General features: G+C 64.5%; 14 protein-coding genes. All 14 read left to right on the forward strand.

The genetic code is table 11. The features are described from left to right. Window positions 1-29: 29 nt before the first annotated feature. Window positions 30-1,697 carry a sensor histidine kinase gene (locus CNX70_RS22965; protein WP_157751246.1) on the forward strand — a complete coding sequence of 556 codons (1,668 nt, stop codon included), beginning with the start codon at window positions 30-32 and terminating at the stop codon, window positions 1,695-1,697. Continuing rightward, entirely contained in the window at window positions 1,694-2,410 is a 717-nt protein-coding gene (locus CNX70_RS22970; protein WP_341865531.1) for a response regulator, read from the forward strand. The genes CNX70_RS22965 and CNX70_RS22970 overlap by 4 nt, the downstream gene beginning before the upstream one ends. Before the next feature lie 243 nt (window positions 2,411-2,653). Beyond that, entirely contained in the window at window positions 2,654-2,800 is a 147-nt protein-coding gene (locus CNX70_RS28420) for a hypothetical protein (RefSeq protein ID WP_157751248.1), read from the forward strand. Between the two features lie 80 nt (window positions 2,801-2,880). Continuing rightward, window positions 2,881-3,051 carry a Flp family type IVb pilin gene (locus CNX70_RS22975; protein ID WP_096237373.1) on the forward strand — a complete coding sequence of 57 codons (171 nt, stop codon included), beginning with the start codon at window positions 2,881-2,883 and terminating at the stop codon, window positions 3,049-3,051. A 68-nt stretch (window positions 3,052-3,119) separates the two neighbouring features. After that, the gene (locus CNX70_RS22980) at window positions 3,120-3,293 is read left to right on the forward strand and encodes a Flp family type IVb pilin (protein WP_096237375.1); all 174 of its coding nucleotides are present in this window, start codon (window positions 3,120-3,122) and stop codon (window positions 3,291-3,293) included. Beyond that, window positions 3,290-4,345 (forward strand): phosphatase PAP2 family protein, encoded by a 1,056-nt coding sequence (locus CNX70_RS22985; RefSeq protein WP_096237377.1) that lies wholly within the window; start codon window positions 3,290-3,292, stop codon window positions 4,343-4,345. The genes CNX70_RS22980 and CNX70_RS22985 overlap by 4 nt, the downstream gene beginning before the upstream one ends. Then, complete coding sequence (locus tag CNX70_RS22990) at window positions 4,342-4,929, forward strand: A24 family peptidase (RefSeq protein ID WP_096237379.1); 588 nt, start codon at window positions 4,342-4,344, stop codon at window positions 4,927-4,929. Before CNX70_RS22985 ends, CNX70_RS22990 begins: the two co-directional genes overlap by 4 nt. A 41-nt stretch (window positions 4,930-4,970) precedes the next feature. Then, the gene (locus CNX70_RS22995; RefSeq protein ID WP_096237381.1) at window positions 4,971-5,591 is read left to right on the forward strand and encodes a methyltransferase; all 621 of its coding nucleotides are present in this window, start codon (window positions 4,971-4,973) and stop codon (window positions 5,589-5,591) included. Window positions 5,592-5,627: 36 nt separating this feature from the next. Continuing rightward, window positions 5,628-6,974 (forward strand): ATP-binding protein, encoded by a 1,347-nt coding sequence (locus CNX70_RS23000; RefSeq protein ID WP_096237383.1) that lies wholly within the window; start codon window positions 5,628-5,630, stop codon window positions 6,972-6,974. Beyond that, entirely contained in the window at window positions 6,971-7,804 is an 834-nt protein-coding gene (gene cpaB / locus CNX70_RS23005) for a Flp pilus assembly protein CpaB (RefSeq protein WP_096237385.1), read from the forward strand. Before CNX70_RS23000 ends, cpaB begins: the two co-directional genes overlap by 4 nt. Before the next feature lie 43 nt (window positions 7,805-7,847). Further along, a complete protein-coding gene (locus CNX70_RS23010) occupies window positions 7,848-9,677 on the forward strand; it encodes a type II and III secretion system protein family protein (RefSeq protein WP_244198930.1) in 1,830 nt (609 codons plus the stop codon). 9 nt (window positions 9,678-9,686) lie between these two features. After that, window positions 9,687-9,977: a pilus assembly protein gene (locus tag CNX70_RS23015; protein WP_096237387.1), complete on the forward strand. Its 291-nt coding sequence runs from the start codon at window positions 9,687-9,689 to the stop codon at window positions 9,975-9,977. 45 nt (window positions 9,978-10,022) lie between these two features. Continuing rightward, window positions 10,023-11,213, forward strand: coding sequence for a CpaE/TadZ family protein (locus CNX70_RS23020; protein WP_096237389.1), 1,191 nt, complete (start codon window positions 10,023-10,025; stop codon window positions 11,211-11,213). Then, a complete protein-coding gene (locus tag CNX70_RS23025; protein WP_096237391.1) occupies window positions 11,210-12,595 on the forward strand; it encodes a TadA family conjugal transfer-associated ATPase in 1,386 nt (461 codons plus the stop codon). The genes CNX70_RS23020 and CNX70_RS23025 overlap by 4 nt, the downstream gene beginning before the upstream one ends. Window positions 12,596-12,605 lie beyond the last annotated feature (10 nt).

Genomic DNA, 12,605 nt, shown 5'->3' on the forward strand with positions numbered 1-12,605 from the left:
GCCCATGCGGGACACGGCCAGGAGCGCTTGTGAATCTCGATCCTTCCTTCAAATCCGGCTTGCCGGGTGCTGGCATGGATACGACCATGGTGAACGGCATGCGCCTGCTGCTGTCGAGCGCTACCTTGCTGACCCTGTTCATCGACCCCGAAAGCGCCGGCAAGCTGAGCAAGATCACCTGGCTGATCTTTTCCGCGTATACCCTGCACAGCCTGCTGCTGTATGTGCTGGCCGTCCTGGGCCTGAGTTTGCCGGAAGATATTCTGCTGTACTGGCTGGACGTGGCCTGGTATGCACTGATCGTATTCTCCAGCAGCAACCACAACAACCTGTTTTTCCTGTTTTTCTTCTTTGCCATCCTGACCTCGTCGTTCCAGCGCGGCTTCGAGGAAGGCGCGCGCATCACCCTGGCCTCGGCCGGCCTGTTCGCCGCCACCGCCCTGTTCGGCGAAACGGATGCGGAACTGTCGCGCCTGCTGCTGCGCACCACCTTCCTGCTGGCGCTCGGCTACATGATCGCCTACTGGGGCGGCTCGGCCATCACGCAGCGCAGCCACCTGGCACTGCTGCGCGATGTCAGCCAGCTGTCCAATCCGCGCTTCGGCGTCGACCAGACCATTAGCTCGGTGCTGGAAAAAACCCGCAGTTATTTCAACGGCCGCAGTTGCCTGCTGGTCATGCAGGACAAGGGCACACGCGTCTGGTCGCTGCGCAGCGTACTGCATACGGCAACGGGCGTCGTGCACACCAGCTCGCTCCTCAGCGACGACGCGGCCAGTCTCCTGCTCGCTTTCGCGCACGATAAAATCGCGCTGTACAACCAGCCCGTCGGCCCCTGGCTGCCGTGGACAGGCGGCGCGCGCATGCTCGATCCCCACAGCGGGCGCTGGCTACGGCATGACGCTGCGGCAGGCGCGCGCCTGGCCGAACTGCTCGAAGCGCACGCCTTCATCAGCGCGCCACTGCCCTTGCGCAATGGCAAGGGCCACATCTTTATCGTCTGCGCCACCAGCATGAGCAAGACCGACGCCCTTTTTCTCAGCCATATCGGCGCGCAGGCGTTTCCCGTCATTGAAAACATCGATCTGCTCGACCGCCTGGCATCGCAGGCGGCCTCGCGCGAGCGCGAAAAGATCGCGCGCGACCTGCATGACACGGCCGTGCAGCCGTATATCGGCTTGCGCCACGGCCTGGCCGCCCTACGCAATGAAGCCACGCCGGGCAATCCGCTGCTGCCCGAACTGGAAAAACTGATCATCATGTCGGGTCAGGTGATCGCCGACCTGCGCAGCTATGCGCGCACGTTCAAGAACGGCCAGGTGCAAAGCGAGCCGGAACTGCTGGTGGCGCTACGGCGTCAGGCGGCACAGATTCACGAATTCTATGGCATCGACATCACCCTGCATATCGAGGGCGACCTGCATATCAACGACCGCCTGGCGGCCGAGGTGTTCCAGATCGTCAACGAGGGCATGAGCAATATCCGCAAGCATACCTCGGCGCGCCACGGCGCCGTCAAGCTGACCTGCGTGCAGGGCGCGCTGCACATCAGCATCGAGAATGAATGCGCGGCCGCGCACGTGCCCGATTTCCTGCCCGACTCGCTGGCCGAGCGCGCCGCTGCCCTCGGTGGCAGCGCCCGCGTCACCCACAGCCGCCTGGGCCACACTTCCGTGCAGATCGAGATCCCGATATGACCGACATGAATGAACACCAGCACCTGCCCGACGTCCACACCCACACCAGCATCCGCGTCATGCTGGTCGACGACCACAAGACCATGCTGTGGGGCCTGGAACGGCTGATCGGCGGCGAACACTCGGGCATGCGCGTGGTCGCCACAGCGTCCGACAGCGCAGCAGCGCTGGCACAGGCGCTGGCGCTGGAACCCGATGTCATCGTGCTGGACCTGGACCTGGGCGGCGTCAGTTCGCTGGCCATCCTGCCCGCGCTGGCGCAGTGCGGCAGCACGCGCGTGCTGGTGCTAACAGCCAGCCACGACCAGGCCACGCTGGACCAGGCCATCCTCAAAGGCGCGCGTGGGGTCATCAGCAAGGATGCGCCGGCCGAGATGGTGCTCAAGGCCATCGAAAAGGTCTACCACGGCGAACTGTGGCTGGAGCAAGCCATGCTGGGGCGCATGATGACCCAGCTGACGCAGCCGGGCGGCGCATCGGCGCACGCCATCGCCGTGGCCAGCCTGACCTTAAAGGAAAGAAAGATCATCGCCGCGCTGGTGCACGGCAGCGGCACGCCAGCCAAGCTGCTGGCGGACCAGCTGTTCATCTCGGAACACACCTTGCGCAACCACCTGACGTCGATCTACCGCAAGCTGGGCGTGTACAACCGCCTGGAACTGTACGCCTACGCCAGCAAGCATCAACTGGGCGAATTGCCGCCCGCCAGCTGATTCCCGTTTCCGCAGCCGCACCCCCTCACAGGGCGCCCGCTTTGCCAGCGTAGCGCCAGGCATGCGTTCGGCCTGCGCCTGCGCGTGCCAAGCCCAGCCATGACAATTGTCCCGAAAAAATCGAGCATATCCTCCCGGCCGGAAAGGGAGGTTCTTCTGATGTAGATCAAGCTGCCCACTTCTATATTGGTGTTACCGGAGTGCAAATCACACGCCACGGTCCACCACGATACGGAGCACGGCATGCGCCTAGCCAAGTTTCTTCCTGCATCACTATCCGCCTATTTGCAGGGCAAGGAAAAGGCCGCCTTCTACCGCTATGCCCTGGTCGCCGCACTGCTGGCCGTGATCTGCATCATCGGGCTGCTGGCACTGGGAGTAAGCCCGTAAGGCAGCGTTTCGCGGAAATACCCCTGCAAGACAGCAATGCTGTTTCACCCACCGTAGTTCCTCAACCACCAGGAGTTGTCATGAACCTCATCAAAAACTTTATCCGCGAAGAAGATGGCGTGACCGCCATTGAATATGGCCTGATCGCCGCCTTGATCGCTGTCGTGATCATTGTTGCCGTCAAGCTCATCGGCACGAACCTGAACATCATCTTCAACAAGGTCGCTACTGCCCTGGTTCCCGCCGCGTAACAGACCACAAGCCGGGCTGGCCCTGTGCGGCCCGGCTGTTGGCAATTGTCCAGTTTCCGAGGTACGCCATGAAACGCCTGTTCTCCTGCCTGCATGACGATTCAGCCGTCACCGCGATCGAATACGCGTTGCTGGCCAGCCTGCTGGCAGTGGCAGTGGTGGCCAGCATCAGCCTGGTCGGCGACCAGGTGCTGCTCATGTACGGCCATATCAAGGACCAGATCATCCTGGCGCTATCATGAACGCCCTCAGCCACCGCCCCCTATGCCTGATCGTGCTTGGCTATGCCGCCGCGGTCACATTACTCCTTGGCAGCCTCTCCACGCTGCGCGACAGCGTGCCGATACTTTCGGGCTTTCTCCTCATTTCGCTGCTGTGCGCCGTGTTTGCGCTATGTGGCTACAGCCTGTATGTGATGCTCGGGCTGCGCCCAGATCGCCTGTGCCATGACCTGTATCACGTGCTGCGCCGCTACCTGAGCAGGGAGCGCCTGCTGCAGGCGCTGCCCGTGTTGCTGCTCATTCCCATCTTTGCCGCCAGCTTCACGGCCTTCAAGGCGGCCATTCCCCGCTTGCATCCCTACACCTGGGACAGCCGCCTGTCCGCCTGGGATATCGCCCTGCACGGCGGCAGCGCGCCATGGGCATGGCTGCAACCGCTGCTGGGCTATCCATGGATGACGGGCCTGCTGAACGTCAGCTACCACCTGTGGTTCTTCCTGTTCTATGCCACGATCTACTGGCTGGCGCAAGACATGCGCCGCCCGCTGCTGCGCATGCAGTTCCTGCTCAGTTTTGTCCTCTCCTGGATCATCCTGGGCAGCATCGCGGCCATGCTGTTTTCCTCCGTCGGCCCCTGCTACTACGGCCACTTGCACGACAGCGACCCCTACGCCCCACTGATGGCCTATCTGCACGAAGCCAACCAGCACTTCCCCATCTGGGCTTTGTCGGTGCAAGACACGCTGTGGCAAGACTACCAGAGCAGGGGCGCTTCGAGCGAACTGGGCATCTCGGCCATGCCCAGCATGCATGTCGCCACCGCCGTGCTGATGGCCTTGCTGGGCTGGCGCGTCAGCCGCACCGCCGGCCTCGCCCTCAGCGTTTTCGCCATGCTGATCATGCTCGGTTCCGTGCACCTGGGCTGGCACTACGCGCTCGACGGCTATGCCGGTGCGGCCGGCGCGGCACTGGTCTGGCATGCGGTGGGCCGCATGCTGCGTGCCGGCGGCGTCTGCGTCAGCACGCTGGGCGCTGCGGCGCCATGCATGAGCAAGGGAGGGCTGCTGTCATGAGTGCCGCCCTGACCTCGCTGCTGTGCCTGGCCTTGCTGGCCGGCCTGTTGGGTGCTGCCCTGTGGCATGACCTGCGCACGCGGCGCATCCCGAATCGCCTGGTGCTGTGGGGCACGGTGGGCGGCGTGCTCCTGAACAGCATGCTGCCGGCCGGCGCCGGCCTGTTCCAGCAGCCGTTTGGCGGCCTGGGCCTGCTGCAGTCGCTGGCCGGCGCCGCTGCCGGACTGGCCCTGCTGCTGCCCATGTATTTGCTGCGCGCCCTGGGCGCCGGCGACGTCAAGTTGATGGCCATGTGCGGCGCCTTCCTGGGGCCGCTTGCCGTGCTCGAAGCGGTGCTGCTGACCTTGCTCGCTGGCGGCGTGCTGGCCATCGCAGCCGCCCTGCTGGGACGCCGTTTGCGCCAGGTGCTGAAAAACGCCTACTACATGCTGCTCGGCACGCTGCTGCAAAGTCTTGCAGGCGGCCCCGCTACCGTGGCCGAGCCGCCTGCCGTCACCGGCAAGCTGGCTTACGCGTTTGCCATCACCAGCGGCACGGGCCTGCAAATTTTCCTGACGTACAACCACCTGTGGAGCTTGCGCTGAACAGCGCAACTCCATGACCGCATCCAGAACGGGACGCCATCATGAACGCCATCAGCACCCTGCGCCACTCGCGGCACGCCAGCCTGCTCGGCAACGCCTTCATGGCGGGCATCTGGGCCGTGTTTGCCTATGCCCACGTGCTCGCTTACCTTCACACCAGTGACTGGAGCTATTTGCTGTTCTGCATGACGGAAACCGTCTCGGCCCTGTTTTTCCTGATCCGCACGGTACCGGACAGCGTCTCGACCGACATGCGCGACTGGCTGCTGGCCATCGGCGCCACCTTCGCGCCTTTCTTCTTCAATCCTTCCGACATGGCGCTCTGGGCCGATGCACGCTACCTGCTGCTGCCGGGCAGCGCCTTGCTGCTCACGGGCCTGCTGTCACTGAACCGCAGCTTCGGCCTGGTGGCTGCCCAGCGCACCATCAAGACCCGCGGCGTCTACCGCGTGATACGCCACCCGCTGTACGCCAGCTACCTGATTTCCCTGAGCGGCTACGTGCTGGCCAATACCTCGACAGCGAATCTTCTCATCTACGTCGCGACGATGTCGCTGCTACTGGCGCGCCTGCTGCGCGAAGAGCGCTTCCTGGCTGCCGACGTGCGCTACCGCGCCTACATGCGCCAGGTGAAATACCGCTTGCTGCCTTTCATTTTCTGATCACCAGCCCAGATCGACCCGCAACAAGGAGCCGTCATGCCCGATACCTATCCAGAAGAACCCGCCAACGGCAGCATCACGCCGGCAGCGATGCGCGCGCCGCGCAATGTGGCCGAGACCGGCTTGCCCTTCTTGTTCCTGGTAGAACTGCTGGTGAAAGTCATGTTCCAGCGCGGCCAGATCAGCTTGCCGGCCCTGTCGGCGCACGTGAAGCTGGGCGCCAGCGTGCTCGAACCGCTGCTGACCTTCATGCGCGCCGAAAAACTGTGCGAGGTACAGCGCACCGGCTACAGCGGCACCGACGCCGACCAGCAGTATCACCTGGGCGACCAGGGACGCCTGCGCGCCGCCGACTATTTGCGGCGCAATGCCTACAGCGGCCCCGCACCGGTCACGCTGGCCGACTACAGCGCGCAGGTGCTGGCGCAAAGCGTGGCCCGCATGCAAGTCACGCGCGACACCGTGATGCAGCAGTTTCACACCGTGGTGGCCAGCGCTGCCGTACTCGACCAGCTGGGCGCGGCCATGAACTCGGGCCGGGCGCTGCTGCTGCACGGTCCCGCCGGCAGCGGCAAGACCTACCTGGCCGAGCGCCTGCATGGCTTGCTCAGCGGGACCATCGCCCTGCCGCATGCGGTGATGGTCGATGGCGAAGTGCTGCCCTTCCTCGACCCCATGCTGCACACACTGGCCAGCGGCGCCGCGCCGCCGGCCGACCCGCGCTGGGTGCGTGCCCTGCGCCCCACCGTGCTGACCGGCGGCGAACTGACGCTCGACATGCTCGACCTGCAATTCGACCAGGGCGCGCGCCTGTACCAGGCGCCGCTGCACCTGAAAGCCAACAACGGCATCTTCATCATCGACGACCTGGGCCGCCAGCGCTGCTCTCCCGTGGAACTGATGAACCGCTGGATCGTGCCGATGTCGCGCCGCGTCGATTACCTGTCGCTGCACACAGGCTACAAGTTTCCCGTGCCCTTCGACGTCATCGTGGTGTTTTCCTCGAACCTGGCACCGCAGCAGCTGGCCGACGACTCCTTCCTGCGCCGCATTGGCTACAAGATCCATATCGGCGAACTGAGCGGCTACCACTACGAAACCGTGTTCCGCAACACCTGCGAACAATTCGGCATGGCCTTCAACCACGCCAGCTACCACTACCTGCTGCAACTGCATGGCCAGCATGCGCGGCCGCTGCTGGCCTGCTATCCACGCGACATCCTGTCCCAATTGTGCGACGTGGCGTGCTACGAGGGCCGTCCGGCACGCCTGGAAGCCGATGCGCTGCACTGGGCCTGGAACAACTATTTCGGCGCCGCCGACGGCTCCGCCGGCATACAGAACGGATCGGCTTCGGTCCTGCATAAAGGAGTATCAAAATGAGAAACGCACGCGCTCTGACGATGATGGCCTTCGCGGTCATCCTGGCGTTCGTGGCGGTCATCGTGGCCGCGCGCTGGATCAATGCCCAGGCTTCGGGCAATACCAACAAGGTAGCCGTTGCGCTACTCGACATCAGCCTGGGCGCGCGCATCTCGCCTGAAATGGTGCGCATGGTCGACTGGCCCGCCAACGCGCTGCCGCCGGGCGCCTTCAACGATCCGAAACTGCTCGACGCGCGCGTCACGCGCACCAGCATCCAGCACGGCGAACCGATCATGGAGAGCAAGCTGGCGCCCCCCGGCACCCAGGGCGGCCTGTCGGCCGTGGTCGGCGAAGGCAAGCGCGCCATGACCGTGCGCGTCAATGACGTGGTAGGCGTGGCTGGCTTTGCCCTGCCCGGCAACTATGTCGACATTCTCGTCAACACCCAGGACGAGATGACCAAGAATGCCAGCGGACGCGACCCCAGCATTTCGAAGATCGTCCTCGAACGCATCCTCGTGCTGGCGATCGCACAGGAATCGAGCCGCGACGACACCAAGCCCAAGGTGGTCAATGCCGTGACCCTGGAATTGACGCCGGACCAGGCGGAAAAGCTTGACCTGGCGCGCAGCGTCGGCACGCTCTCGCTGGTGCTGCGCAACCAGATCGAAGACAAGCCCGTCAACACTGAAGGCGCCACCAAGACCAGCCTGCTCGACACCAAGGTCGCCGCCCAGGTACCGGCGCCAGCACCACGCCCTGTCGTGCGCCACCGCGTGGTGCAAGGACCGGTCGGGCCACAAGTCGATGTCATCAAGGGGCTGGAACGCAGTTCCCAACAATTCTGAACAACGCGGATTCCTGCCCGATCCGCACCACGAGGAGCATGCCATGAGCACCATGAGCAAACTGAGCACAGCAAACGGGAGCCGCATCCTGCGCATGGCCCTCGCCATCGCCGCCATCGGCGCCCTGATTCCGGCCGCGTATGGCGAAGTGGCCGCCCCGGCGCCACCAGCGACTTCGCCCGGCCTGTCGACGACGCCACCGGGCGCCAAGCCGCAGATGGCTGGCGCCTCTGCCACAGCCACTGCGGCGGCCATCTCGCCGCCGCCAAAAGTGGTGTACCGCGCACCACGCGCCAAGGCCATCACGCCGCAAGCCAAGCCGGACTCGGCCGGCAGCCACACCGACGTCAGCCGGAGCATGGCCCTGGCCGAAGGCAAGTCGACCTTGATGCACCTGCCGTTTCCCGTCGCCCGCGTCTCGGTGGGCGACCCGCGCATCGCCGATGTGATCCTGCTCAATACCACCGATGTCTATCTGCTGGGCAAATCCGTCGGTACCACCAACCTGATCATCTGGAACCGCAGCAACGAGGCCAGCATCATCGACCTGTCCGTCAGCATCGACAGCAGCCTGCTGCAGGCGCGCCTGAGCGCATTGCTGCCGAACGAGAAAGACTTGCATGTGACGGTCGCTGGCGACACGCTGATCCTGTCGGGCATGGTCAGCGATACCGTCAAGGCCGACCAGGCGATGTCGCTGGCGAACGCGTATGCCCAGCGCGGTTCGCGTCCTGCCACCGGCACGGCTGCGGCGGCGGGCGCCGGCGCAGCGCCAGCGCCCGCCGCTGGAGGCCCCGCCGATCCCTCGGGCGGACCCGCTCCCTCGCCGCGCGTGATCAACCTGATGTCCATCGCCGCGCCGCAGCAAGTGATGCTGGAAGTCAAAGTGGCGGAGGTATCGAAAACCCTGGTCGACCAGCTGGGCGCCAGCCTGGGCATCAACAAGACCATCGGCAGCTGGTCGTATTCGCTGCTGTCCAGCCTGTTGAGCAATAATCCCAGCGGCTTGAGCGGCGCCAGCAAGAACAACTTCTTCAATCTCGACGCGCAGAAACGCGATGGCCTGATCAAGGTGCTGGCCGAGCCGAACATCATGGCCATCAGCGGCCAGGAAGCCAGTTTCCTGGCCGGCGGCAAGATTTTCATTCCCGTCAGCCAGACCAACAACGGCGGCACGCCCACGATCACGCTGGAAGAAAAAGAGTTTGGCGTGGCCGTCAAATTTACCCCCACCGTGCTCGAAGGGGGGCGCATCAACCTGAAAGTGTCGCCGGAAGTATCCGACCTGAACAAGGAAGGCATCGGCATCACCGCTACGGGCATCTCGACGACCGCCATTCTGCCCTCGTTTACCACGCGGCGCGCCACCACTACGGTGCAACTGTTCGACGGCCAGAGCTTCGCCATCGGCGGCTTGATCAAGAACAACGTCACCAGCAATATCAAGGCCCTACCGGGCCTGGGTGAAGTTCCCGTACTGGGCGCGCTTTTCCGCAGCACGGATTTCCAGACCGACCGCTCGGAACTGGTCTTCATCATCACGCCGCACCTGGTCAAGCCATTGCCGGCCGACTACAAACTGCCCACCGACGAGTACATACCGCCGACGCGCGGTGACGTCTTCCTGCAGGGAAAAATGGAAGGCCGGGCGCCAGCACCGCAGCCGCAGCCGCAGCCGATGCTGCAGCCGGCACCGATGCCCATGCCAGCGCCGCTGCCAGCACCCGCTTCCATGCCGCCCCAGGCAGCCATGCCGGCCCCCGTGCCGCCCGCCATGCCGACATCGCCCAGCGACGATCTGCCGCAATACCGCGCCGTGCCCAAGGCCGATGCGGCCACGCCGTCAGCCAGCATCATCGATGATCTCAAATAGGAGCACCCCATGAAAACCTTTACCTTCACACGTACCCTGCCCCGCTGCCTGGTGTGCGCAGCGGTATCGCTGGCTGGCTGTGCCGCCACGACCACTCCTGTGCTCGACAGCCATTTCGGCGAGGCGCTGACCCTGCTCAAGCAACAGCAGATCCTGTATCCCGCTGCGGCCAGCAATACCAATCCCGTGCTGGGCCTCGATGGCAGGAGCGCCATCAGCGGCTACAAGCTGTATCAGAAGTCGTTCAGCGCGCCCGAACCGCTGCCCGACGTACTGACGATCGGCGTCAGCAAACGCTGACACTGCCGCCCCGCCCTTTGATCCCATCCACAGCCGGAGCCCGCCGTGAAAATCTTCATTATCTCCAGTAACGAACAACAACTGGCCGGGATGGCGGCGCTGCTGCGCGAGCGCCATGCCGGCGACGATATCGACAGCGCCATCGGCAGCCTGGAGCGGCTTGCCGGCACGGCCGAAATGGCGGCGCCCGACGTGCTGCTGCTGGCGCAACCCGTCATCGACGATGCCGACCTGGCGCGCATCGAGCGCCTGGCCAGCCGCCAGCAGGGCATGGCCATCATCCTGCAATGCGAGCACCAGGGCAGCGACTTCCTGCTGAAAGCCATGCGCGCCGGCGTGGGCGAAGTGCTGCCGCAAGCCGACAGCGGCGCGGCCTTGAATGCGGCGCTGCAGCGTCTCGAGGACAAGAGCGCGCGGCACGTGCAGCGCCATGGCAAGGTGATCGCCTTTGCCTCGTGCAAGGGCGGCAGCGGCGCCACTTTCATCGCCGCCAACCTGGCCTATGCCCTGTCGCTGGACAATCAGCGCGTGGCACTGTTCGACCTGAACCTGCAGTTCGGCGATGCGGCGCTGTTTGTCTCTGACCAGAAGCCGACGGCGACCCTGTCGCACGTGGCGCAGCAAATCCACCGCCTCGACGCGTCCTTCCTGGCCGCCAGCATGGTGCAGGTGACGCCGAATTTCAGCATCCTGGCCGCGCCCGAAGATCCGGCCCATTCCAGCGACGTGAAACCGGAACACATCGACCAGCTGCTGCACCTGGCGCGCAGCGAGTACGATTTCATCGTGCTGGACCTGGGCCGCGGCCTCGATGCCATCAGCGTGCGCGCGCTGGACCATGCCGACATGATCTGTCCCGTCATGCAGGCAACGCTGCCCTATATCCGCGACGGCAAGCGCCTGCTGCAGGCGTTCCAGTCACTGGAGTATCCGGTAAGCAAGATTCACCTGATCCTGAACCGCTACGCAGGCGACGATGAAATCCGCCTGCGCGACCTGGAGGCGGCGTATGGCCAGCGCATCTTCCATACCATCGCGAATCACTACGCGGCAGCGGCCGCTTCGGTCAACCAGGGCGTGCCGGTGTTGAAGCTGGCGCCGGGCAGCCCGCTGTCCAAGTCGCTGCAGGAATGTGCCAGCAAGCTGTCGGGCGGGCGCGCGCCCGTCCCGGCAGGCCTGTTTTCGCGCCTGTTCCAGCGTAGCCGGCCCATTCACCTTCGAGGGGAAACAGCATGAGTACCGATATCCATGGCGGCAATCCCAGCCTGCGTGAACGCCTCGGCAGCGCCGCCGCGCCGAATGGCTACGCGCCGTTCGGCGCACCCCGCGCTGGCAGCGCCGACAATCCCGCCTACCATGAACTCAAGCAGCATGTGCACCAGGCCCTGCTCGACAGGATCGACCTGGAGGGCATGCAGCGCCTGTCGCAGGAGCAGATACGCGAGGACCTGAAAACCCTCGTCGGACGCCTGCTCGATGAAGATAATGTCGTCATCAACGACATCGAGCGGCGCACGCTGGTGCGCGACATCCAGGATGAAGTGCTCGGCTTCGGCCCGCTCGAACCGCTGCTGGCCGATCCGGAAATTTCCGACATACTCGTCAATACCTACCGCCAGGTGTATGTCGAGCGGCATGGCCAGTTGGAACTGAGCAATATTCGCTTCACCGACGATGCCCACCTGCTGAAAATCATCGACAAGATCGTCTCGCGCGTGGGCCGGCGCATCGACGAATCGAGTCCCATGGTCGATGCGCGCCTGCCCGATGGCTCACGCGTCAACGCCATCATCCCGCCGCTGGCCATCGATGGCCCGGTGATGTCGATACGGCGCTTCTCGGCCCAGCCGCTGCGCCTGGCCGACCTGGTGGAACGGCACAGCCTGACGACGGAAATGGCACAGATACTGCAAGGCCTGGGCAAGGCCAAGGTCAATATTCTGATCTCCGGCGGCACTGGCAGCGGCAAGACCACCATGCTCAACGCGATTTCCGGCTTCATCAGCACGAGCGAGCGCATCGTCACCATCGAAGATGCGGCCGAACTGCAGATGCAGCAACCGCACGTGGTACGCCTGGAAACGCGGCCGGCCAATATCGAGGGCAAGGGCGAGGTGACGCAGCGCGCGCTGGTGCGCAATGCGCTGCGCATGCGGCCCGACCGCATCATCCTTGGCGAGGTGCGCGGCGCCGAAGCGCTCGACATGCTGCAGGCGATGAACACGGGCCACGAAGGCTCGATGGCCACCATTCACGCCAATACCCCGCGCGACGCGCTGACGCGGCTGGAAAACATGATCAGCATGGCTGCCTCGATGTTGCCGGGTAAGGCCATGCGCCAGCAGATCAGCGCCGCCATCGGCGTGGTGGTGCAGGTGGCGCGCCTGACCGATGGCAAGCGCAAGGTGGTGGCGATCCAGGAGATCACCGGCATGGAAGGCGAGATCATCACCATGCAGGAAATTTTCACCTTTCGCCAGACCGGCATTGCCCAGGACGGCACCGTCAGCGGACACTTCCAGGCCAGCGGCGTGCGGCCGCAGTTCCTCGACCGCCTGCGCGCCTTCGGCGTCGTGGTGCCGGAAAGCCTGTTCGATCCCAGCCGCCAATACCACTAAGGAGAAGGGC

It is taken from the genome of Janthinobacterium svalbardense, assembly GCF_002327145.1.
Classification (GTDB): Bacteria; Pseudomonadota; Gammaproteobacteria; order Burkholderiales; family Burkholderiaceae_D; genus Janthinobacterium; species Janthinobacterium tructae.

Excerpts from the sequence above, each read along its gene's own strand:
- CNX70_RS23010 (WP_244198930.1), top strand. The coding sequence starts at position 7,848 with ATGAGCACCATGAGCAAACTGAGCACAGCAAACGGGAGCCGCATCCTG.
- CNX70_RS22985 (WP_096237377.1), top strand. The coding sequence starts at position 3,290 with ATGAACGCCCTCAGCCACCGCCCCCTATGCCTGATCGTGCTTGGCTAT.
- CNX70_RS22980 (WP_096237375.1), top strand. The coding sequence starts at position 3,120 with ATGAAACGCCTGTTCTCCTGCCTGCATGACGATTCAGCCGTCACCGCG.
- CNX70_RS22975 (WP_096237373.1), top strand. The coding sequence starts at position 2,881 with ATGAACCTCATCAAAAACTTTATCCGCGAAGAAGATGGCGTGACCGCC.
- CNX70_RS23025 (WP_096237391.1), top strand. The coding sequence starts at position 11,210 with ATGAGTACCGATATCCATGGCGGCAATCCCAGCCTGCGTGAACGCCTC.
- CNX70_RS22995 (WP_096237381.1), top strand. The coding sequence starts at position 4,971 with ATGAACGCCATCAGCACCCTGCGCCACTCGCGGCACGCCAGCCTGCTC.
- CNX70_RS23015 (WP_096237387.1), top strand. The coding sequence starts at position 9,687 with ATGAAAACCTTTACCTTCACACGTACCCTGCCCCGCTGCCTGGTGTGC.
- CNX70_RS23000 (WP_096237383.1), top strand. The coding sequence starts at position 5,628 with ATGCCCGATACCTATCCAGAAGAACCCGCCAACGGCAGCATCACGCCG.
- CNX70_RS28420 (WP_157751248.1), top strand. The coding sequence starts at position 2,654 with ATGCGCCTAGCCAAGTTTCTTCCTGCATCACTATCCGCCTATTTGCAG.
- cpaB (WP_096237385.1), top strand. The coding sequence starts at position 6,971 with ATGAGAAACGCACGCGCTCTGACGATGATGGCCTTCGCGGTCATCCTG.
- CNX70_RS22970 (WP_341865531.1), top strand. The coding sequence starts at position 1,694 with ATGACCGACATGAATGAACACCAGCACCTGCCCGACGTCCACACCCAC.
- CNX70_RS22990 (WP_096237379.1), top strand. The coding sequence starts at position 4,342 with ATGAGTGCCGCCCTGACCTCGCTGCTGTGCCTGGCCTTGCTGGCCGGC.